Below are 21,965 nucleotides of genomic sequence, written 5' to 3' on the forward strand. Positions count from 1 at the left end.
ACCCATGCAGACGCACACCTACGACGTGGTCATCGTCGGCGCCGGCGGCGCCGGCATGCGCGCGGCCCTGGAGTCCAGCAAGCGCGCCCGGACGGCGGTCCTCACCAAGCTCTACCCGACGCGCTCGCACACCGGTGCGGCCCAGGGCGGCATGTGCGCCGCCCTGGCGAACGTCGAGGAGGACAACTGGGAGTGGCACACCTTCGACACCGTCAAGGGCGGCGACTACCTCGTCGACCAGGACGCGGCCGAGGTGATGTGCAAGGAGGCCATCGACGCGGTCCTGGACCTCGAGAAGATGGGTCTGCCGTTCAACCGGACGCCCGAGGGCAAGATCGACCAGCGCCGGTTCGGCGGCCACACCCGCAACCACGGCGAGGCTGCCGTGCGCCGCTCGTGCTTCGCGGCGGACCGCACCGGCCACATGATCCTGCAGACGCTCTACCAGAACTGCGTCAAGCAGGACGTCGAGTTCTTCAACGAGTTCTACGTGCTCGACCTCATCATGACCGGCAGCGGCGAGCACCGGCGCACCGCCGGCGTGGTGGCCTACGAGCTGGCCAGCGGCGAGATCCACATCTTCCGCGCCAAGTCCGTGGTGCTGGCCACCGGAGGCGTCGGCAAGGTCTTCAAGACGACCTCCAACGCGCACACGCTCACCGGTGACGGCATGGGGATCGCCTTCCGCAGCGGGATCCCGTTGGAGGACATGGAGTTCTTCCAGTTCCACCCGACGGGCCTGGCCGGGTTGGGCATCCTGCTGTCCGAGGCGGCGCGCGGCGAGGGCGGCATCCTGCGCAACAGCGAGGGCGAGCGCTTCATGGAGCGCTACGCCCCGACCATCAAGGACCTCGCGCCGCGCGACATCGTGGCGCGCTCGATGGCCAACGAGGTCCGCGAGGGCCGCGGCTGCGGTCCGAACAAGGACTACGTGCTGCTCGACCTGACCCACCTGGAGCCCGCGCACATCGACGCGAAGCTGCCGGACATCACCGAGTTCGCCCGCACGTACCTGGGCGTCGAGCCGTACACCGAGCCGGTTCCGGTGTACCCGACCGCGCACTACGCGATGGGCGGCGTGCCGACCAACATCGAGGCGGAGGTGCTGCGGGACAACACCCACGTCGTCCCGGGCCTGTACGCCGCCGGCGAGGTCGCGTGCGTGTCCGTGCACGGCTCGAACCGGCTGGGTACCAACTCGCTGCTGGACATCAACGTCTTCGGACGCCGGGCCGGTATCGCCGCCGCGGAGTTCGCGGCCACCGCACCGTTGCTCGACCTGCCCGACACGCCCGAGGTGGCGACCGTCGAGCTGCTGGAGTCGATGCGCTCGCGCCAGGACGGCGAGCGGGTGGCCACGGTTCGCAAGGCGCTGCAGGAGACCATGGACCGCAACGCCCAGGTGTTCCGGACCGAGGGATCGCTGAAGCAGGCGCTCAGCGACATCGAGGGTCTGAAAGCGCGCTACCGCAACGTGTCCGTCCAGGACAAGGGCCAGCGCTTCAACACCGACCTGCTGGAGGCGGTCGAGCTGGGCTTCCTGCTCGACCTCGCCGAGGTCATCGTGCTGGGCGCACTGGAGCGCAAGGAGTCCCGCGGCGGGCACTTCCGTGAGGACTACGCGCACCGCGACGACGTGAACTTCATGCGGCACACCATGGCCTACCGTGAAGAGGGCGCGGACGGTTCCGCCGTGCGCCTCGACTACAAGCCGGTCGTGCAGACCCGTTACGAGCCGATGGAGCGCAAGTACTGATGACGACCACGACGGACGCCGCCGCCTCGAGCACCGAGGTCGGTGTGGTGCCCAGCTTCGACGTCACGCTGCGGATCCGGCGGTTCAACCCGGAGTCGGACACCGAGCCGCACTGGGAGGACTACACCGTCTCGGTGCACGCCACCGACCGGCTGCTCGACGCGCTGCACACCATCAAGTGGGAGCAGGACGGCTCGCTGACCTTCCGCCGGTCCTGCGCGCACGGCGTCTGCGGTTCGGACGCCATGCGGATCAACGGCAAGAACCGGCTGGCCTGCAAGACCCTGCTGAAGGACCTGAACCCGAAGAAGCCGATCACGGTCGAGCCGATCAAGGGACTGGCGGTCGAGAAGGACCTCGTCGTCGACATGGACCCGTTCTTCGCGGCCTACCGCGAGGTCATGCCGTTCCTCATGACGTCCGGCAACGAGCCGAGCCGCGAGCGGATCCAGAGCCAGGAGCAGCGCGACCGGTTCGACGACACCACGAAGTGCATCCTGTGCGCGGCGTGCACGTCGTCCTGCCCGGTGTTCTGGGGCGACGGACAGTACTTCGGGCCGGCCGCGATCGTGAACGCGCACCGATTCATCTTCGACAGCCGCGACCAGGCGGCGGACCAGCGGCTGGAGATCCTGAACGACAAGGAGGGCGTGTGGCGCTGCCGCACGACCTTCAACTGCACCGACGCGTGCCCGCGCGGCATCGAGGTGACCAAGGCCATCCAGGAGGTCAAGCGCGCCCTCCTGACCCGCAAGGTCTGATCGCGTGCGCCGCCGCGCCCGCTCCGCCGCCACCGTGGCCGTCGCCCTCGCGGCCGGCCTGTCGGTGAGCGTCGCCGCCGGCCCCAGCGCGAACGCGTCGATCACCCGGCCGGTGGTCGGCGGTCCGCTGCTGGGCGCGACGTCGGTCGTCACGGACCTCCCGGACGGCGTGCCGGCACCGCCGACGTTCAACGCTGCGGGGTGGGTGCTGGCCGACCTCGACACCGGCGCGGTGATCGCCGCGCGCAACCCGCACGGGCGGTACCTCCCGGCATCGACGCTGAAGACGTTGACGGTGCTGACCACGCTGCCCAAGGTCGACCAGTCGCAGGTCGTGCTGGCCGAACCGAGCGACGTCGTCGAGGGCTCCCAGGTCGGGCTGGACCCGGGCTCCACGTACACGGTCCGCCAGCTGCTGCAGGGCACCATGCTCTCGTCCGGCAATGACGCGGCGACCGCGCTGGCCCGGGTGGCCGGCGGTGTCCCGCAGACCGTGGCCGCCATGCAGGCCGAGGCCAACCGGCTGGGTGCGTTCGACACGACGGTGCGCAATCCCAGCGGGTTGGACGCCCCGGGGCAGAGGTCCAGTGCGTACGACCTGGCTCTGGTGGCACGCGCCGCGCTCGACGTCCCGGGCTTCCGTGAGCTGGTCGCGACCAAGCACATCCGGTTCCCCGGCAAGGTGGTGAAGGGCAAGAAGCGCACCAGCTACCAGATCCAGAACCACAACAAGCTGCTCTACAACTACGACGGCGCGATCGGCGTGAAGAACGGCTACACCGTGGCGGCGCGGTGGACGGCGATCGGCGCGGCCACCCGGGGTGGGCACACCTACGTGCTGACCGCGATGCGCCGCGGCGAGAGCAGCTGGCGCCCGCAGGCCGCGATGCTGGACTGGGCCTTCACGTACGGCGCCCGCGCCCGGCCGGTCGGCACCCTGGTCACCCCGGACCAGGCGGCGGCCCTGGCCCACCCGGCGGGGCCGTCCGGCCCGTCCGCCGCGGCGATCGCTCCGGCGGGCGCCGCGCAGTCCGCGGCCCTGCGCTCCACGCCGACCAGCACCAGCACCGCACGCGTCGTCGGCCTGGCCGGTATCGCCTTCGCGCTGGTCGCCGTGACGCTGCTCGCGCTCAGCGCCCGCGCACGACGCCGACAGCTGCTCGCAGCCCGTCGCGCGCGGTACGAGCGACAAACAGTGCGCTGACCCCGAGGACCGCGCCGGCGGCCAGTGACGTGCGGTCACGGGCCCGGGGGCCGAAGCTGGGCTGAACGTCCTCGCGCGGGCCGGCCGGGAACGGCAGCGGCTCCGGCGGCTCCGTCGGGCCGAGCGGTGCGGCCAGCCGGCCGGTCGCCCGCAACCGGGTCGCCGACCAGGCCGCGGACAGCAGCACGACGCGGCTGATCAGGTTGATCAGGACCAGCAGCCCGATGATCACGGCGAAGCTGGCCAGCAGGGGCTTGTTCCCGGCGCTGGCGAGCAGTCGACCGCTGGCCAGCTTGAGGACGCCGAGCCCGACCGCGCCGATCAGCGCGCTCTGAGCGACGTCCTTGCGAGACAGGGCGATCCCGCTGAGCAGGCGCAGGATGATCACCATGAGCAGGAAGTCGGCGACCAGGACGACGAGGACGCTGAGGACCTGCAGCAGCACCTTCGTCCCGGTGGCGTCCTCGTCCAGATGGACCCGCGCCAGGGCCCAGGACGCCGCCCCGGTGGCCACCAGCGACAGCACGGCCGATGCGAGCATCGGTACGCCGAGCAGCGCCAGCAACCCCAGGTCACGCACCTTGCCCAGCACCGGGTTGGACTTCAGCTTGGGCTGGTCGTACATCGTCCGGACGCCCTCGCGGATCGCGGCGACCCACCCGAGACCGGCCAGCAGCAGCGTGACCAGGCTGATCAGGCCGGCCACGGTCAGCACGTCCGGGGTGGGCGGGTTCGACGCGTCCAGCAGACCGTTCGGGTTCGACTCGTCCTTGATGATCCCCGGCAGCGTGTTGGAGACCGACGCCACGACCCGGTCGAACAGGTCGGGTTGATTGCGAAGCACGAAGCCGAAGACGGTGAAGCCGATGATCAGCGCCGGGATCACCGAGAAGAACCCGACGAAGGTCATGCCCCCGGCGAGCAGGTTGCCCCGGACCTGGCCGTAGTGCTCCCACGACCGGTACGGGTGGCTGGCCTTGAGGCGCGCGAGCAACGCCTTCACCCGGAGCTGCCCGGGAACGGGAACCAGCCCTGGGGGCGCCACACGCCGTCCGCGCCGTGCTCGTAGAGGTGGAAGCCGTCCACCACGAACCGGCACTCGAAGTCCGCCAGCTCGCGTGCCGCGCGGTCGAGGGCGTCGTCCGCGAGGTGGTGCGCGATGGTCACGTGCGGGTGGTAGTAGAACTGCAGGTCGCGCGCCAGCGGCCCGCTGCGCACCGCCTGCTCCAGCACCTCGCACCCACCGATGCCCTGAACCAGCGGCACGAACACCACCGGCGACACCGGGCGGAAGGTGGACGTCCCGCGCAGGTGGATCTCGAACGGCGTGGCCTTCGCGGCGACCGACGACAGGTGCTCGGTGACGACACTGGCCTCGGGCCGGTCCAGCTCGGTGGGCGGCAGCAACGTGACGTGGGTGGGGATGGACGACGCCAGCGGGTCGCCGAACGACGCGCGGTGGGCGCGCAGCTCCTCGCCGTACGGGTCCGGGATGGAGATCGCCACACCGATGGTTCGCTGCACCCCGTCGTCCGGCCCGTTGGTCACCGTCTGATCCTGCCCTAAGTTGCCGGCCCGGACACCCATCGGGGCCTCACGACCGCGCGGACAGGAAGCCGACCCGGTCGTAGACCTGGGCCAGGGTGGTGGCGGCGACGTCGCGAGCCTTCGCGGCGCCGTCGGCGAGGACGTCGTCGAGGGCCGCCGGGTCGTCCAGGTAGGCCAGCGTGCGTTCCCGGAACGGGCTCAGCTCGGTGGTCACCAGGTCGGCCAGGTCACCCTTGAGGTCGCCGTACCCCTTGCCCGCGTAGTCCTTCTCGAGGGTCTCGACCGGGCGCCCGGACAACGCCGAGTGGATGCTCAGCAGGTTGGACACCCCGGGCTTGGTCTCGACGTCGTACCGGATCTCGCGCTCGGCGTCGGTCACCGCGGACCGGATCTTCTTGGCGGTCACCTTGGGCTCGTCCAGCAGGTCGATGACGCCCGACAGGGTCGCCGCCGACTTGCTCATCTTGGCGGTGGGGTCCTGCAGGTCGTAGATCTTCGCCGTCTCCTTGACGATGAACGGCTCCGGCACCGTGAAGGCCTCCCCGAAGCGCCCGTTGAACCGGATGGCCAGGTCCCGGGTGAGCTCGAGGTGCTGACGCTGGTCCTCCCCCACCGGGACCGCATCGGCCTGGTAGAGCAGGATGTCGGCCGCCATCAGCACCGGGTAGGTGAACAGGCCGACCGTCGTCCGGTCGCTGCCGGCCTTGCCGGCCTTGTCCTTGAACTGGGTCATCCGGCCGGCCTCGCCGAACCCGGTGATGCAGCCCAGGACCCACGCGAGCTCGGCGTGCTGCGGGACGTGGCTCTGCACGAACAGCGTCGAGCGCTGCGGGTCCACCCCGCCGGCCAGGTACTGCGCGGCGGTGCGCCGGGTGCGCTCGCGCAGCGTGGCCGGGTCGACGTCCACGGTGATCGCGTGCAGGTCCACGACGCAGTAGAACGCGTCGTGCGTCTCCTGCAGGGCGACCCACTGGACGAGCGCCCCGAGGTAGTTGCCGAGGTGCAGCGAGTCACTCGTCGGCTGCATCCCGGACAGGACGCGCGGGCGGCTGGGGTGGGCGGTCGCAGGCATGGCGGACAGTCTTTCAGGTGCCGCGGGTCGACGCGTCGTGGGTGCTCGGTCAGCTCACCCGGTCGAGGGCGGTCAACCCGTCCCGGTAGGCCCGGGTGGCGCCGTCCGCGTCGCCGGCGGCACTCCGCACGTCCCCGAGGTGGCGGTAGGTGCGCGCCTCGTGCAGCAGCTCCTCGGCCTGCCGGAACAGGGCGATGGCGCGCTCCAGGTGGGTCAGCGCCCGCGGGTACTCGCCCTCGTCGGCGGCGATCAGCCCCAGGCAGCGCTCCACCTCGGCGTAGGCACCCGGCAGCGCGACGACCTCGGGGTAGTCCTGGATGTCCGCGATCAGCGCCCGGGCGCGGTCGAAGGCACCGAGACGGCGCACGATGTCGGCGAGCTCGACGGTGACCAGTCCTTCGTCGAAGCGCGAGCCGGTCTCGATGAAGATCTGCCGGGCCGTCTCGAGCTGGCGGCGGGCGCTGGCCAGGTTCGCGGTCGCGCTGTGCTCGTAGATCCAGCCGCGCGCCCAGTAGCAGTGGCCGACGTCGGTGCGCAGGTCCAGCTGGTCGTAGAGCTCCTGCGCCCGGGCGACCGCCTGGCGGGCCTGCGGGACACGGTTCCCGTCCAGGAACCCGCGGGCCACCGCGCGGTACATGTCGGCCTGCCGCAACGGGTCCGGCACCTGCGCGGCCAGTCCCAGCGCGGTCTCGGCGGCGGCCTCCGCCTTGCGGGACAGGCCCAGGTCCATGTACGCCGGAACCGCCTGCGCGTGCAGCACCATCAGGGCCAGCGGGTCGGGCAGGCCGGCGCGCTCGAGCTCGTCGAGCGCCCGCTCGACGACCATGACGGACCGGCGCACGTCGCCCAGGATGCGCAGGCAGCGGGCCTGGCCGGCCACCGCCAGCGCGCGGGCGGGCTCGGGCTGGTCGACCAGGAGCTTCTCGGCCTCCTCGTAGTGGGCGAGCGACCCGCGCACGTCGCCGGAGCGCAGCGCCCAGAACCCGAGAGCCACCAGGGCCTGCGAGCGCAGCACGGGCAGCTCGTGCTCGATGGCGAGGCCCAGCACCTCGTCGATCTGCTCGCGGGCGAGCGTGGTGTCGCCGACCGCCTGGGTGTGCCGCGCCTCGGCCAGGGCCAGCTCCAGGACGGCGGTCGAGGGCCGGCCGTCGCGCAGCACCTCCGGGTCGACCCCGAGCTGGTTCGCGAAGTGCTCGAGGGCGTCCGACGACGGCTGTCGACGTCCGGCCTCGATGGACGACACGAACGCGGTGGTGTAGCGGTCCCCCGCGAGCTCGCGCTGGGTCAGCCCTTGACCGGTGCGCAGGGCCCGGAGCCGGGCTCCCACGTCCGCATCGCTCGTCGTCACCGGCGTCCACCTCCTGAGGTCTCGCCGGATTCTAGGCGTCCCGTCCACCCGTACGTAACAGACCCCTTTACAGAAGTTGTCTTGCCAGTTATCTTCAGGCCCGTCTTGTCCCGTTCCCTCCCCTTTCGTGGGGATGGCCAAGGAGCGCGCACCATGCCCAGATCCACCGCACTCACGCTGGCCCTGGCCCTGGGGTCCGCGGGCGGCACCCCCACGACCACCCCCACCAGCCAGCACCACGACCTCGACGCCGACCACCACGTCGACGCCGACCATCACGACAGGCCCCGGGCAGTACCCGGCCTGGGCCGTGGGCACCGCCTACCCGGCGGGCGACCACGTGTCGTACGGCGGCAGCCGCGACCAGTGCCTGCTGGCGCACACGGCGTACCCCGGCTGGACGCCGGACGTCGTCCCCGCGCTGCGGCAGAAGCTCTGACCCGGCCGCCACACCCGACCGCACCTCACTGAGAGAAGGAACCGATGAGACCCAGGACGACCAGACCCCCGACCGGACGTCGGCGAGCCCTGCGCGTGGCCCTGGTGGCCGCCGTCACGGCCGCACTGTCGACCGTGACGATGGCGCCCGCGTTCGCGCACGGCTCCACCTCGGCACCCGCCAGCCGCACGTACACGTGTTGGCAGGAGGGCGCCGAGCACCCCCGGTCCGAGGCCTGCAAGGCCGCGATCGCGCTGGGCGGCACCCAGCCGGTGTACGACTGGAACGAGGTGAACATCGCCAACGCCAACGGTCACCACCGCGAGCTGATCCCCGACGGCAAGCTCTGCAGCGCCGGCCGCGACAAGTACCGCGGCTTCGACCTGCCGCGGGCGGACTGGCCGGCCACCGCACTGACGGCCGGCCCGACCACCTTCACGTACACCGAGACGGCAGCCCACCCGGGCACGTTCGAGCTGTACCTCACCAAGCAGGGGTACGACCCGACCCAGCCCCTGAAGTGGTCCGACCTCGACGCCACCCCGTTCGCGAAGGTGCTCAACCCGCCGGTGGTCAACGGCGCCTACCAGATCCAGGGCACCGTCCCGGCCCGCAGCGGTCGCCAGCTGGTCTACATCATCTGGCAGCGCACCGACTCGGCCGAGGCGTTCTACGCGTGCAGCGACGTGATGTTCGGCGGGAGCACCCCGACACCCACCAGCACGCCCACCAGCACGCCCACCAGCACGCCCACCAGCACGCCCACCAACCCCGGTAGCTGCACCGCACCGGCGTGGAGCGCGACCGCGGTGTACACCGGCGGCAACCAGGTCTCCTACGCGAACCACACCTGGCAGGCCAAGTGGTGGACCCAGGGCGAGACCCCGGGCACGACCGGCGAGTGGGGGGTGTGGAAGGACCTGGGGGCCTGCAGCGGGACGACCCCGACCACCACCCCGACCAGCACCCCGACGACGACACCGACCGGGACGCCGACGGGGACGCCGACGACCACCCCGACCGGGACCCCGACGACGAACCCGCCGTCCGGCAAGCGGATCGTCGGCTACTTCCCCGAGTGGGGGACGTACGACCGGCACTTCAACGTGAAGAACGTGCAGACCAGCGGGGCGGCGGACAAGCTGACCCACCTGAACTACGCGTTCGGCAACGTGACCGGCGGCAAGTGCGTGATCGGTGACTCGTACGCCGACTACGACAAGGCGTTCACCGCCGCCGAGAGCGTCGACGGCGTCGCCGACTCCTGGGACGACCCCAGCGGCCTGCGCGGCAACTTCAACCAGCTGCGCAAGCTCAAGAAGCTGCACCCGAACCTGAAGATCATCTGGTCGTTCGGTGGCTGGACGTGGTCCGGTGGCTTCGGTCAGGCGGCGGCCAACCCGGCCGCGTTCGCCCAGTCCTGCCGGGCCCTGGTCGAGGACCCGCGCTGGGCCGACGTGTTCGACGGGATCGACATCGACTGGGAGTACCCCGGATCCTGCGGCCTGAGCTGTGACACCAGCCCGGCCAGCGCCTACAAGAACCTGATGGCGGCGCTACGGACCAGCTTCGGGTCCGACCTGGTCACCTCGGCCATCACCGCCGACGGCAACCCCGGCGGCAAGATGGACAAGGCCGACTACGGTGGCGCGGCCGCCTCGGTCGACTGGTTCCTGCCGATGACGTACGACTACTTCGGCACGTGGGACGCCAAGGGACCGACGGCACCGCACTCGCCGCTGACGTCGTACCCGGGTATCCCGATCCAGGGCTTCGACGCCACGACGACGGTGAACGCGTTGAAGGCCAAGGGTGTGCCCTCCAGCAAGATCCTGCTCGGCCTCGGCTTCTACGGCCGCGGCTGGACGGGCGTCACGCAGGCGGCACCCGGTGGTACCGCTACCGGCGCTGCCCCCGGCACCTACGAGGCGGGCAACGAGGACTACAAGGTGCTCAAGACCAAGTGCCCCGCCACCGGGACCGTCGCCGGCACGGCGTACGGCTTCTGCAACGGGCAGTGGTGGAGCTACGACACCCCGGCCACGATCGCGGGGAAGCTGACGTACGCGAAGGGCCAGGGGTTGGGCGGAGCCTTCTTCTGGGACCTGAGCGGCGACACCGACAACGGTGAGCTCATCTCGGCGATCAGGTCGAACCTGTGAGCCGCACCGGCTGAGACCCGGGTCCGGGGCGGGCGTCACACACTCCCTCCCGCCCCGGGCCCGGACCGCTAGGACGTCAGGTGCAGCAGCAGCGCCGACCCCGGCGCCAGCACGGGCATCGTGAGCCCGACCTCGCCCAGCACGGCCCCGGACAACGTCACCCCGTCGGCCAGCCAGCCTGGCGCGAACGCCTGCACGACCGCCGGCGCCCCGACGTCCTCCCGAACGCGAACGGTGTACTGCCGCAGCGGGTCCAACCCGGGCAACCTCACCAGCCCGGGGTGCGCGGCCGGGGCGGACGTCAGCCGCACGTACGCCAGCACCGCCTCGCCGCCGTCCTGGGCCACCACCCCGTGCAGCAGCGCGTCCTCCACGTCGAGGTCGCCGCGCACCACCCGACCGGAGTGCAGCAGGCCGCGCAGCCCCCGGTACGCGGCGATCCAGTCCGCCACCGCCGCGAGCTCGTCGGGGGCGAGCCGGGTCAGGTCCCACTCCAGTCCGGCGTGACCGAACAGCGCTGTGACACACCGCATCTGCAGGTCCAGGTGGCGGTGCGTGGTGTGCGACTCGGGCGGCCCCACGTGCCCGCCGACCAGCTCGGGCGCCAGCACCTGCGTCGTCCAGCGCTGGATCTGCTGACGCTCCAGGGCGTCGTTGCAGTCCGAGGCCCAGACCCGGTCCGTGTGCCCGAGGATCCCCAGGTCGACACGCGCCCCGCCGGACGCGCAGGACTCGATCTCCAACCCGGGATGTCGGGCGCGCAGCTCGTCGAGGAGCGCGTAGAGCCGCGTGGTCTGAGCGTGCACCACCGGCCCGAACGTGCCGCCCGCACTGGACGCCGAGCCGGCGGCGTGCAGGTCGCGGTTGTGGTCCCACTTCAGGTAGTCGATCCGGTACTCGCCGACCAGTGCGTCGAGCCGCTCCAGCAGGTACTCCCAGGCCGACGGGTTGGTCAGGTCGAGCACCTGCTGGTGCCGCCACACCGGCGGTCGCTCGTCCGCGTTCGGGGACAGCACCCAGTCCGGGTGCTCGCGCACCAGGTCCGAGTCGGGGTTGACCATCTCCGGCTCCACCCACAGCCCGACCTGCATGCCGCGCTCGCGCACGTGCTCGACGAGCGGGTGCAGACCCTGCGGCCAGACGTCGGGGTCGACGTACCAGTCCCCCAGGCCGGCGGTGTCGTCCCGCCGACCACGGAACCACCCGTCGTCCAGCACGAACCGCTCCACACCGGCCAGGGCCGCCACGTCCGCGAGGGCGGTCAGCCGCGCCAGGTCGTGGTCGAAGTACACGGCCTCCCAGGTGTTCAGGACGACGGGCCGCGGGCTGCGCGGGTGCGTCGAGCGGGCGCGTTGCCAGGCGTGCCACCGGTCCGCGACGCCGTCCAGCCCGGCGCCCGACCACGAGTACAGCGCGGTCGGCGTCCGGTAGGACTCACCCGGCCCGAGCCGGATCTCCCCGGCCCGCAGCAGCTCGGCTGCGCCCAGCGTCGCGGCGTGCGGTCCGACGCCCTCCGGCGGCCGCTCCAGCAGGTACTCGCCGTCGCCGCTCCAGGCCAGGTGCACGGCCCAGACCTCGCCGCGCCGGAAGCCGAACGCCGCGGTGCCCGCCGCCATCAGTAGGGGGCCCTCGTGACCGGTGCGACCACGGCGAGTGGGGCGCGCCCAGGTGCCGTAGCGCAGCGGGGCGCGCTGCGGGCTGCCCTCCCGGCACCAGCGACCCGTGGTGTCCAGCTGCTCCACGGCGACCGCGGGCAGCGGCAGGGTCGGGCGCAGCGCGGCCAGGTCGTACGTGCCGTCCCCGGTGTTCTGGACCGCCGCGGCGAGCTCGACCACCCCGTGCTCCGTCAGCCGCAGCACGACCTCGACGTCGACCCCGGCGGCCCCGTCGCGGGCCTGCGCGGTGACGGTCCCGCCACCGGCCGGGCCCACGTCCACCTGCACCGCCGACGACAGCCGCAGCACCGGGTGCGCGGCCCCGCCGTTGCGGTGACCGGCCAGGCCCGGTGCGCCGGACCAGCCGTCGGACTCCACGGGTAGCAGCGTGAACGCCATGGGGGCGTCGAGCGCGCTGCGCGGGACCGCCGCCGTCACCGCAGCCAGCACGTCCGACGTCCCGGCCTGACCGCTCGCGCCGAGGTCGCCGACGTCGGCGCCCCAGTGCAGGACCCGCGGCAGCGCCGGCCCGCCGACGTCCAGCAGGACGCTCGTACCGGCCGCACGCAGCAGGACCAACCGGTCCGGCTCGGACGTCGAGGGCTGGCTCATCCCTTGTTCGCGCCGAGCGTCAGGCCAGAGACGAACTGCTTCTGCAGCAGCACGAAGATGATGATGGTCGGGATGGCGGCGAGGACCGAACCGGCGGACAGCAGGTTGTAGTCGGTGAAGAACTGGCCGCGCAGGTTCTGCAGGGACGACGTGATCGGGAACTTGTCGCCCTGGCTCATGAAGGCGACCGCCCAGAAGAAGTCGTTGTAGATCCAGGTGATCTCGAGGGTCGCCAGCGCGGCCAGCGGCGGACGGCACAGCGGCAGGATGACCTGCCAGAACTGGCGCAGCACACCGGCGCCGTCCACCACCGCAGCCTCGGTCAGCTCCTGCGGGAGGGTCTTCATGTAGTTGCTGAGCACGAACGTGCAGAAGCCGGTCTGGAAGGCGATGTGGGTGATGATCACTGCCCAGTAGCTGTTGTAGAGCGTCCCGGAGTCGCTGAGCCAGAACGGCACCTCGACCGAGTTGTACAGCCGGTAGAGCGGCACCAGCATCGCCTGCTGCGGCAGCAGGTTCGCCGCGGTGAACAGGATCAGCATGGGCAGGTTGAACCAGAAGCTGAACCGGGCCACCACGAACGCGGCGCACGAGGCGAACAGCAGGGTGATCACGACGGCCGGCACGGTGATGATCACCGAGTTGAGGAAGTGCTGCCCGAAGTCGCCCTGCCGCCACGCGTCGGCGTAGTTGTGGAACGTGTAGCCGCCGATGGACACGTACCCGTGCGCCGACGTGAAGTCGTAGTCCCGGAACGAGTTCAGCACGGCCCAGAAGACCGGGAAGATCCAGATCAGCGCCATCACGCTGAGGAACACGTAGAGCAGCGTGTGCCGTGGGCGGTGCGGCGGCTTGGGCACGTCGGCCGTCGCGGCGTCCCGCGCTCCGGTGCGGGTGTCGCCGGTGGCGGTGCTCATCGCTTCTCCTCACGCATGATCGCCACCATGTAGATGACGATGAACACCAGCGAGATCAGCAGCATGATCGTCGCCAGGGCTGATCCGAACGGGATGCGTTGACCCTCGCCGACGATGTTGCTGAACACCAGGGCCCCGATCACCTCGAGACCGTTGCGGCCCTTGTTGATGACGTAGACGAGGTCGAACGCGCGCAGGGACTCGATGACGGTGACCACCAGGACGATGATGTTGATCGGCCGCATGACCGGGAAGACGACGCTGAAGAACGTGCGCGTCTGCGACGCCCCGTCCATCGCGGCCGCCTCCCGCAGCGACGGGTCGACCGCCTTCAGGCCGGCTAGGTACAGCAGCATGATGTACCCGGTGTGTCGCCAGCTCGCCGCGACCAGCACGGCCCAGAGGTTCACCTTGGAGTCGCCGTACCAGTCGATCGCCCGGTCACCGTGCAGCCCGAGCATCGCGTTCAGCAGGCCCTGGTCGCGCGAGTAGATGAGCTGCCACATGAAGCCGACCAGCGCGAGCGAGAGCACGACCGGCAGGAAGAAGGCGCTCTGGTAGACCCGGGTGAACCGCAGCTCGCGGTCGAGCAGGACGGCGATGAACATGCCCAGGACGGTGGGGATGGCGAACGTCACGAACAGCCAGATCAGGTTGTGCTGCAACGCCGGCCAGAAGGGCGGGTAGTTCGTGGTGACCTGCCGGTAGTTCTCCAGCCCGACGAACTTGCTGTCCGAGAGCGGCGCGAAGCCGTCCCAGTTCGTCATGGACAGCCCCACCGTCACCAGGGCGGGGATCCAGATGAGACCGACGACCACCACCGCGGGAACGCCGCCCAGCACGATCAGCCAGAAGCGGTCGCCACGCGTGAGCCACGTGGACTTCCTTCGGGACTTACGAATCTTCTGGGCAGGTGCAGGCGTTCCCGCGCTGGTGGTCGTCATGGGTCGATCGTCCTCGCTCAGCTGTCGGTGGCGAAGATGGACTGCTTCTGCTTCTCGATGCTGTTCACCAGGCCGTCGATGTCCTTCGGGTTCTTGATGAAGGTCTGGATCGCCGGGATCATCACGTTGCTGGCGAAGTCCGGACGGGTGTCGCGGTCCATGAACTGCGAGATGTTCTTCGCGCTCCCCACGAACTCGACGGCCTTCTTCTGCAGCGCCGAGTACGCGCCGGTGTCGGCGCCGCTGTTCACCGCGATGACCGTCGGGTCAGCCGCGACGGACACGCCCTCCGCCTCGGGGGTGGCGAGGTACTTCAGGAACGCCTTGGCACCGGCCTCGTTCTTCGGCCGCTTGGACATCATGAAGCCGTCGATCGGGGCCTCGATCGCGTCCGAGCCGATGGCGGAGTCGATCTCCGGGAAGGTGAAGAAGTCCAGGTCGTCCTGCTCAGCGCCCTTCGGGAACTGCTGCCCGACGAACATGCCCAGCACGTACATGCCGGCCTTCTTCTGCTGCAGCGACTGCGCCGCCTCCTGCCAGGTACGCCCGAGCGAGGCGTCCTGGTGGTAGGGCAGCAGGCCTGCCCAGGTGTCGAACACCTTCTTGACCTCGGGGCCGTTCCACGGCTTCTTGCCGGCCATCAGGTCCATGTGGAACTGGAAGCCGTTGATCCGCATGTTCAGCTGGTCGAACGTGCCCATCGCGGGCCAGCCGTCCTTGTCGCCGAACGCGATCGGGGCCAGCTTGTCCTTCTGCATCTGCTTGGACAGCGCGACCAGGTCGTCCAGGGTCTTCGGCACCTGGTAGCCCTTGTCGGCGAACACGCTCTTGCGGTAGAAGATCGCCCACGGGTAGTTGGTGAACGGCACGAAGTACTGCTTGCCGTCGTCACCCGTCGACGCCGTCTTGAGGGCGTCGGAGAAGCCCTTCATGTCCGGCCAGATGTCACTGATGTCGCCGGCCAGACCCTTGGCGGCGAAGAAGCGCATCCGGAAGCCGGAGAACCAGGTGAACACGTCGTCCGGGCTGCCCTGCAGGTAGCTGTTGATCTGCTCCTGGAAGGTGTTGTGGTCCACCGTGTTCGTCTTGACGGTGAGCTTGGGGTTGGCGGTGTGGAACTGGTCCGTGACCTTGGCGTAGGCGGCCTTCGGGACCTCGTCCGACTGGTTGGAGCCGAACGTCACGACACCGGTGGCGGACTTGGTGTCCGCCGCGCTGTCGCCGCTGTCGCCGCCACAGGCGGCCAGCGATCCGGCGGCCGCGACGCCGAGCGCGCCACGGAAGAGGGCCCTGCGACCGAACTGCGTGCCCGCCACCGACGGCGGTAGGAGCGACGCGAGGTACTCGGCTTGGGACTGGGGGCGGGACATCGCGTCTCCTTTGACGGTACTTCAGCCGACACGGTCAACCATGATCAGACAAATTCGATCATGCCGATGGCGCTTACCATCGTCACGATCCCGGCTGTTGTCAAGACTTCTCACCAAGTTGGCGCGTTGGCGCGTCGTCCTTCACCCACCGTTCGGCTCGATCTGTTGGTTATTGTTGACTTATTCAGCCGAGCGCGCCAAGGTCTGTCCCATGCGGAGCTGGCCAACGAGGTCCCTGGCGCTGGGTGGCGACTACAACCCTGAGCAGTGGCCGGAGCACGTCTGGGACGAGGACGTCCGGTTGATGGGCGAGGCCGGCGTCACCTTCGCGACCGTCGGCGTGTTCTCCTGGTCGCTGCTCGAGCCCGAACCCGGTCGATTCGACACGGACTGGCTCGACCGGGTGCTCGACCTGTTGCACGCCAACGACATCGCTGCCGACCTCGCCACGGCGACGGCCTCCCCGCCGCCCTGGATGTTCCACCTCGACCACGACCTGCTCCCCGAGCGTTCGGACGGCACCCGACTGTGGCCAGGGGGGCGCCAGCACTACTGCCCCAGCAACTCCACCTACCGCGAGCGCTCGCTCCAGCTCGTCGAGCACCTTGCGACCCGCTACCACGACCACCCCTCGGTGGCGATGTGGCACGTGGGCAACGAGTACGCCTGCCACGACGCGCCCTGCTACTGCGACCGGTGCGCGGTGCGGTTCCGCGCGTGGCTGCAGCGGCGCTACGGCGACGTCGACGCGATGAACGAGGCCTGGGGGACGGCCTTCTGGAGCCAGCGGTACACCTCGTTCGACCAGGTGCTGCCCCCGCGGGAGGCGCCCACCGTGCCCAACCCGACGCAGGCGCTGGACTACCGCCGCTTCACCTCGGACAACATCCTGGAGCTGTTCGTCGCCGAGCGGGACGTGCTGCACCGCCTGTCCCCCGGGATCCCGGTGACCACGAACTTCATGACGCTGAGCCACTTCCGGCACCTCGACTACTTCGTGTGGGGGCCGGAGCAGGACGTCGTCAGCACCGACAACTACGTGGTGGCGGCCGAGCCCGACCCCGAGGCGGAGCTGGCGTTCAGCGGCGACCTGACCCGCGGCATCGCGGGCGGCCGGCCGTGGATGCTCATGGAGCACTCGACGAGCGCGGTGAACTGGCAGCCGGTCAACCAGGCCAAGCGTCCCGGGGCCACGCTGCGCAACAGCCTCGCGCACGTCGCGCACGGCGCCGACACGCTGGGCTTCTTCCAGTGGCGGGCCGCCAAGGCAGGCGCCGAGAAGTTCCACTCGGCCCTGCTCCCGCACGCGGGCACGGACTCCCGGCTGTGGCGCGAGGTCGTCCAGCTCGGCGAGGTCTGCGAGCGGCTCGCCGAGGTGGTCGGCACCACCGTGCAGGCGCAGGTGGCCGTGCTGTGGGACTACGACGCGGGCTGGGCCACCGACCAGCCCTCCCACCCGAGCTCGCTGGTCCGGTACGGCGACGACGCGCACGCGATCCACCGCGCCCTGCTGCTGCGCGGGATCACCGCGGACGTCGTGCACCCGTCGGCCGACCTGAGCGGCTACGCCCTGGTCGTCGTCCCGACGCTGTACGCGGTGGACGACGCGGTCGCGGACTCCCTGCACGCGGCGGCCGACCGCGGAGCGAGCGTCCTGGTGACGTTCTTCTCCGGCATCGTCGACGGCAACGCGCACATCCGCCTCGGCGGCTACCCCGGCGCGTTCCGTGAGCTGCTCGGCGTGCGCGTCGAGGAGTTCGCCCCGCTGATGCCCGGCGAGCAGGTCGCCCTGGACGACTTCCCTGACGTCGTCGGCGCCACCGCGACCGTCTGGACCGAGCACCTGCACCTGACCGGCGCCACCGCGCAGGCCTCGTTCACGAACGGCCCGCTGCCCGGCGTCCCGGCCCTGACCCGCAACGCGGTCGGCCAGGGCGCCGCCTGGTACCTGGCCACCCGCCTGGACGAGGCGTCCCTCGGCGCACTGGTGGACCGACTCGTCGCGGAGTCGGGCGTGCAGCCCGCGGCGTCGGCCCCGGCCGTCGCCCCCGCGCCGTACGGTCTCGAGCTGGTCCGCCGCAGCGGCGACGGCCGCTCGTACCTGTTCGCGATCAACCACACCGAGTACGCCCTGACGATCACCGCGAACGGCCACGACCTGGTCGCCGACGTCCCCGTGACCGGTGAGCTCACCGTGGCCCCCGGTGCGGTGGCCGTCGTCCGAGAGCAGGTCTGAATGCTCGCCCGGCAGCGCCAGGAACGCATCCTCACCGAGGTCCGCCGGCACGGCGGCGCTCGGGTGTCCGACCTGGTCGACCTGCTGGGCGTCTCGGACATGACGGTCCGCCGCGACATCGAGACCCTGGCCCGACAGGAGCTCGTGCTGCGCGTGCACGGCGGCGCCACCGCGGTCGACGAGCGCAGCAGCGACGAGCCGGGGTTCGCGGCCAAGTCGGTGCTGGCGCTGGCCGAGAAGTCGGCCATCGCCGAAGCCGCCGCGCGGCTCATCCTGCCCGGCGCGTCGGTGGCGCTCTCCGCCGGCACGACCACGTACGCGGTGGCGCAGCAGCTGGTGGACGTCGCCGACCTGACCGTGGTGACGAACTCACCGCCCGTCGCCGACCTGCTGCACGAGCGCCCGGCCCCGGGCCGCACGGTGGTGCTGACCGGCGGCACCCGGACGCCGTCCAACGCCCTGGTCGGTCCGGTCGCGGTGCGGGCCCTGGCCGACCTGCACGTCGACACGCTCGTGCTGGGGGTGCACGGCATCGACGAGCGGTTCGGGGTGACCACACCGAACCTGGTCGAGGCCGAGACCAACCAGGCCCTGGTGGCCAGTGCGCGCCGGGTCGTGGTGGTCGCGGACCACTCGAAGTGGAACGTGGTGGGGCTGGCCGGCATCACCTCGCTCGACCGGATCGACGTCCTGGTGACGGACTCCGGGCTGCCGGCCAAGACGCGCCGCACCCTGGCCGGTCTGGTCGGCGAGCTGGTGGTGGCCGAGGTGATGCTGTGAGCGAGTCCGCCCCGGTACGACGGACCCGCGGTCACCTGCACGACGGCCGCGAGATCATCTACTACGACGACAGCCACCCGTACGTCGACGGGACCGCGACCCGCGAGCTCACCGACACCCGCCCACCGGTCTCGCCGGAGCGAGCGGGGCAGATGCGGTACGACCCGCTCAGCGGGTCGTGGATCGCCATCGCCACGCACCGGATGGACCGGGCGTACATGCCGCCGGCCGACGAGTGCCCGCTGTGCCCCACCGGCCGGGGAACGGAGCCGTCCGAGATCCCGGCCGACGACTACGACGTGGTGGTCTTCGAGAACAAGTCACCCAGCTTCTCGACCCGGGTGGACGGCGTCCCGGGCGTCAGCACGCTCGTGGACGACGAGCCGCTGTGGCCGACCCTGCCGGCGTTCGGCCGGTGCGAGGTGCTCTGCTTCACCAGCGACCACGACTCGACCTTCTCCGACCTGACCGTCGCCCGGGCCCGCACGGTCGTCGAGACCTGGGTCGACCGCACCGTCGAGCTCGGCGCCATCGACGGCGTCGAGCAGGTGTTCTGCTTCGAGAACCGCGGCGCCGAGATCGGGGTGACGCTCACCCACCCGCACGGGCAGATCTACGCCTACCCGTGGGTGACCCCGCGGACCCAGCGCATCCTCACGCTGGCGACCGAGCACCGCGAGCGCACGGGCGGCAACCTGCTGCGCGACGTGCTCGACGCTGAGCTGCGCGCCGGCGAGCGCGTGGTCCTGTCGGGCCGACACTGGGCCGCGTACGTGCCGGCCGCCGCGCGCTGGCCGGTCGAGGTGCACCTGGCGCCGCTGCGCGACGTCCCCGACCTCCCGGCGCTGGACGGCGACGAGCGGGACGAGCTCGCCGAGATCTACCTGGACCTCTTGCGCAGGCTCGACCGGTTCCACGTCGCCCCGGACGGCTCGGGCGTGCGGCTGCCGTACATCGCGGGCTGGCACCAGGCGCCGGTGAGCACCGGCCGCGACCTGGCCCGGCTGCACCTGCAGATCACCTCGGTGCTGCGCGCGCCCGGCAAGCTGAAGTACCTTGCGGGATCGGAGACGGGGATGGGCGCGTGGGTGAACGACGCGACACCCGAGCAGATCGCTGCGAGGTTGCGGGAGGTCGGGTGACGGGCGCGGTGCGCTGGTACCCGGTGCCCGACCTGGGGGCGCGCGCCGAGCAGGTGGCCGCCGCGTTCCAGCAGGCGTACGGCGCCCCGGCGACCGGGGTGTGGGCCGCTCCCGGCCGGGTCAACCTGATCGGCGAGCACACCGACTACAACGGTGGCCTCTGCCTGCCGATCGCCTTGCCGCAGAGCACGTTGGCGGCGGCCCGGGCGACGGCCACCGGTCGCTTGCGGGTGCGGTCGGCCCAGCGCGCCGGGGAGCCCGTGGACGTCGCGCTCGACGACATCGCCCCGGGTCGGCCGGGCGGCTGGGGTGGGTACGTCGCCGGCGCGGTGGCGATGCTGGCGGCCGATCCCGCGGCCGGACCGCTCGGCGGCCTGGACATCGTCGTCGACAGCGACGTGCCGGTGGGCTCCGGGCTGTCGTCGTCCGCCGCCCTGTCCTGCTCGGCCGTGCTGGCCGCCGCCGAGCTGGCCGGGCTGAGCTGGGCGGACGACGACGAGGGACGCGCGAGGCTCGTGCAGCTGGCCGTGCGCGGCGAGAACGTCATCGCCCAGGTGCCGTCCGGCGGGCTGGACCAGGCTGCCGCCCTGCACTGCGAGGCCGGGCACGCGCTGCTGCTGGACTGCGCGGACCACAGCCTCGAGCAGGTGCCGTTCGACGTCGCCGCCGACGGGCTCGCCCTGCTGGTGATGGACACCCGGGCCGAGCACACCCACTCGGGCAACGAGTACGCGGCGCGGCGGGCCGCGTGCGAGGAGGCCGCGCGCGAGCTCCGGGTCGAGACGTTGCGCGAGGTCGCCGACGACCCGGTCGAGGCGACCCTGGCCGCGCTCGACGAGCGAGAGCTGCGGCCGCTGGTCCGGCACGTGGTGACCGAGATCGACCGGGTGCGCCAGGTCTGCGCGTTGCTCGACGAGGGGCGGCTGCCGGACCTGGGCCCGCTGTTCGACGCCTCGCACGCCTCGCTGCGCGACGACTACCGGGTGTCCGCGCCCGGGTTGGACGTGGCGGTCGAGGTCGCCCGTTCCGCGGGGGCGCTGGGTGCCCGGATGACCGGCGGTGGCTTCGGCGGGTCGGCGATCGCGCTGGTGCCGGTGGGGTCCGTGGACGACGTCGCGCTCGCCGTGCACGAGGCCTTCGTCGAGCGCGGCTGGGTCGAGCCGGCCTTCCTGCTCGCAGAGCCGTCGTCCCCCGGTCGCCGCCTGCGCTGAGGCCCCCGCTCGCAGGCAGCCCGCGCTCAGCGGGTGGCGAGGACGACGGCGAGGGCGAGGACCGCCGGCACCGTCTGCACCAGCAGGATCCGCCGGCTCACGGTCACCGCGCCGAACAGCCCCGCGACGGCCACGCAGGTCAGGAAGAACGTCTCGACCTGCCACTGCAACGGGTCACCGGCGAGCAGACCCCAGACCAGTCCGGCGACCAGGAACCCGTTGTACAGCCCTTGGTTCGCGGCCATCGCCGCCGTCTGCTCGGCGAACTCCTCGGTCGTCCCGAAGGCGGCGCGGCCCCGCGGCGTCCGCCAGAGCAGCATCTCCAGCACCACGATGTAGACGTGGATCAACGCCACCAGCGCGACGAGCACCTGCCCGAGTGCGTGCACGGGCCGAGCATAGGCCCAGCCGGCTGCCTCGGGCAGGCACCCGGCTCACCGCTGCGCCCGCAGCACCTCGAGCCGCGCCCGGTACTCGGACTCGTCGACCTCGCCGCGGGCGTACCGCTCCGCCAGCACCGCCTCAGCGGACCCGGCCGGCGACCAGCCCGGTCCGTAGCCGCGTCGGCGCCACGCCCACGGACGCACCACGAACAGCACCAGCACCCAGAAGCCGAAGAAGAACAGCGGGATCAGCGGGAACCAGAAGAACCCGTGCGTCCCGGGAGCACACACCGTGCCAGCCACCATCGGCCGACCTCCTTGTCTCGGACGACGGACCAGCCGTCGCACCGGCCAGCTCTGACCGGTGACCCGAGACTGCTCGCAAGGGCACTGCCTCGTCGTCCCGCTCTGGGCTGCTCCTGCCC

19 protein-coding genes and 1 pseudogene are annotated in these 21,965 nt (G+C 71.3%); 10 read left to right on the top strand and 10 right to left on the bottom strand.

The window, feature by feature from the left end:
* Positions 1-4 precede the first annotated feature (4 nt).
* From sdhA to ABEB17_RS03710, 3 genes are read left to right on the top strand one after another with little or no spacing between them, the layout of a single operon-like run.
* On the top strand, positions 5-1,756 hold the full coding sequence (gene sdhA, locus ABEB17_RS03700) for a succinate dehydrogenase flavoprotein subunit (RefSeq protein ID WP_345715223.1): 1,752 nt from the start codon (positions 5-7) through the stop codon (positions 1,754-1,756).
* Complete coding sequence (locus ABEB17_RS03705) at positions 1,756-2,517, top strand: succinate dehydrogenase iron-sulfur subunit (protein WP_345715225.1); 762 nt, start codon at positions 1,756-1,758, stop codon at positions 2,515-2,517. The genes sdhA and ABEB17_RS03705 overlap by 1 nt, the downstream gene beginning before the upstream one ends.
* 4 nt (positions 2,518-2,521) lie before the next feature.
* A complete protein-coding gene (locus tag ABEB17_RS03710) occupies positions 2,522-3,721 on the top strand; it encodes a D-alanyl-D-alanine carboxypeptidase family protein (protein ID WP_345715226.1) in 1,200 nt (399 codons plus the stop codon).
* Here ABEB17_RS03710 and ABEB17_RS03715 read toward each other — a convergent pair.
* The 4 genes from ABEB17_RS03715 to ABEB17_RS03730 are packed head-to-tail and all read right to left on the bottom strand — an operon-like array spanning position 3,648 to position 7,689.
* Positions 3,648-4,724, bottom strand: coding sequence for a YihY/virulence factor BrkB family protein (locus ABEB17_RS03715; protein ID WP_345715227.1), 1,077 nt, complete (start codon positions 4,722-4,724; stop codon positions 3,648-3,650). The genes ABEB17_RS03710 and ABEB17_RS03715 overlap by 74 nt on opposite strands.
* Positions 4,721-5,269, bottom strand: a complete 549-nt coding sequence (locus tag ABEB17_RS03720; RefSeq protein ID WP_345715229.1) for a 2'-5' RNA ligase family protein — start codon at positions 5,267-5,269, stop codon at positions 4,721-4,723. The genes ABEB17_RS03715 and ABEB17_RS03720 overlap by 4 nt, the downstream gene beginning before the upstream one ends.
* Before the next feature lie 46 nt (positions 5,270-5,315).
* Positions 5,316-6,341, bottom strand: a complete 1,026-nt coding sequence (trpS, locus tag ABEB17_RS03725) for a tryptophan--tRNA ligase (protein WP_345715230.1) — start codon at positions 6,339-6,341, stop codon at positions 5,316-5,318.
* A gap of 49 nt (positions 6,342-6,390) precedes the next feature.
* Positions 6,391-7,689 carry a helix-turn-helix domain-containing protein gene (locus ABEB17_RS03730; RefSeq protein WP_345715231.1) on the bottom strand — a complete coding sequence of 433 codons (1,299 nt, stop codon included), beginning with the start codon at positions 7,687-7,689 and terminating at the stop codon, positions 6,391-6,393.
* A gap of 310 nt (positions 7,690-7,999) precedes the next feature.
* Between ABEB17_RS03730 and ABEB17_RS03735 the strand changes: the two genes are divergently transcribed.
* The 3 genes and pseudogenes from ABEB17_RS03735 to ABEB17_RS03745 all read left to right on the top strand — a co-directional run bounded on the left by ABEB17_RS03735 (position 8,000) and on the right by ABEB17_RS03745 (position 10,290).
* Positions 8,000-8,128: a carbohydrate-binding protein gene (locus tag ABEB17_RS03735; protein ID WP_345715232.1), complete on the top strand. Its 129-nt coding sequence runs from the start codon at positions 8,000-8,002 to the stop codon at positions 8,126-8,128.
* Between the two features lie 140 nt (positions 8,129-8,268).
* A pseudogene (locus tag ABEB17_RS03740) lies at positions 8,269-8,805 on the top strand (lytic polysaccharide monooxygenase auxiliary activity family 9 protein); the annotation flags it as partial.
* A 12-nt stretch (positions 8,806-8,817) separates the two neighbouring features.
* Positions 8,818-10,290, top strand: coding sequence for a glycosyl hydrolase family 18 protein (locus tag ABEB17_RS03745; protein ID WP_345715797.1), 1,473 nt, complete (start codon positions 8,818-8,820; stop codon positions 10,288-10,290).
* Between the two features lie 68 nt (positions 10,291-10,358).
* On the opposite strand, the gene ABEB17_RS03750 is transcribed toward ABEB17_RS03745, so the two are convergent.
* From ABEB17_RS03750 to ABEB17_RS03765, 4 genes are read right to left on the bottom strand one after another with little or no spacing between them, the layout of a single operon-like run.
* Positions 10,359-12,557, bottom strand: a complete 2,199-nt coding sequence (locus ABEB17_RS03750) for an alpha-galactosidase (protein ID WP_345715233.1) — start codon at positions 12,555-12,557, stop codon at positions 10,359-10,361.
* Positions 12,554-13,474, bottom strand: a complete 921-nt coding sequence (locus ABEB17_RS03755; RefSeq protein ID WP_345715234.1) for a carbohydrate ABC transporter permease — start codon at positions 13,472-13,474, stop codon at positions 12,554-12,556. Before ABEB17_RS03755 ends, ABEB17_RS03750 begins: the two co-directional genes overlap by 4 nt.
* A complete protein-coding gene (locus ABEB17_RS03760; RefSeq protein ID WP_345715235.1) occupies positions 13,471-14,418 on the bottom strand; it encodes a carbohydrate ABC transporter permease in 948 nt (315 codons plus the stop codon). The genes ABEB17_RS03755 and ABEB17_RS03760 overlap by 4 nt, the downstream gene beginning before the upstream one ends.
* 17 nt (positions 14,419-14,435) lie before the next feature.
* A complete protein-coding gene (locus ABEB17_RS03765) occupies positions 14,436-15,788 on the bottom strand; it encodes an ABC transporter substrate-binding protein (RefSeq protein WP_345715236.1) in 1,353 nt (450 codons plus the stop codon).
* A 211-nt stretch (positions 15,789-15,999) separates the two neighbouring features.
* Between ABEB17_RS03765 and ABEB17_RS03770 the strand changes: the two genes are divergently transcribed.
* Genes ABEB17_RS03770 through galK form a run of 4 tightly spaced genes read left to right on the top strand, consistent with a single transcriptional unit; the run spans position 16,000 to position 21,157 of the window.
* Entirely contained in the window at positions 16,000-18,024 is a 2,025-nt protein-coding gene (locus ABEB17_RS03770) for a beta-galactosidase (RefSeq protein WP_345715237.1), read from the top strand.
* Positions 18,025-18,804, top strand: coding sequence for a DeoR/GlpR family DNA-binding transcription regulator (locus ABEB17_RS03775; protein WP_345715238.1), 780 nt, complete (start codon positions 18,025-18,027; stop codon positions 18,802-18,804). It abuts the gene before it with no gap.
* On the top strand, positions 18,801-19,946 hold the full coding sequence (gene galT / locus ABEB17_RS03780) for a galactose-1-phosphate uridylyltransferase (protein WP_345715239.1): 1,146 nt from the start codon (positions 18,801-18,803) through the stop codon (positions 19,944-19,946). Before ABEB17_RS03775 ends, galT begins: the two co-directional genes overlap by 4 nt.
* The gene (gene galK, locus ABEB17_RS03785; protein WP_345715240.1) at positions 19,943-21,157 is read left to right on the top strand and encodes a galactokinase; all 1,215 of its coding nucleotides are present in this window, start codon (positions 19,943-19,945) and stop codon (positions 21,155-21,157) included. The genes galT and galK overlap by 4 nt, the downstream gene beginning before the upstream one ends.
* Before the next feature lie 26 nt (positions 21,158-21,183).
* Here the strand turns inward: galK and ABEB17_RS03790 are convergent, their stop codons facing one another.
* Together ABEB17_RS03790 and ABEB17_RS03795 are read right to left on the bottom strand one after the other, a co-directional pair.
* A complete protein-coding gene (locus ABEB17_RS03790; protein ID WP_345715241.1) occupies positions 21,184-21,546 on the bottom strand; it encodes a DUF1304 domain-containing protein in 363 nt (120 codons plus the stop codon).
* 45 nt (positions 21,547-21,591) lie between these two features.
* A complete protein-coding gene (locus ABEB17_RS03795; protein WP_345715242.1) occupies positions 21,592-21,846 on the bottom strand; it encodes an SHOCT domain-containing protein in 255 nt (84 codons plus the stop codon).
* Positions 21,847-21,965 lie beyond the last annotated feature (119 nt).

This window comes from Angustibacter luteus (assembly GCF_039541115.1).
Lineage (GTDB): Bacteria > Actinomycetota > Actinomycetes > Actinomycetales > Angustibacteraceae > Angustibacter > Angustibacter luteus.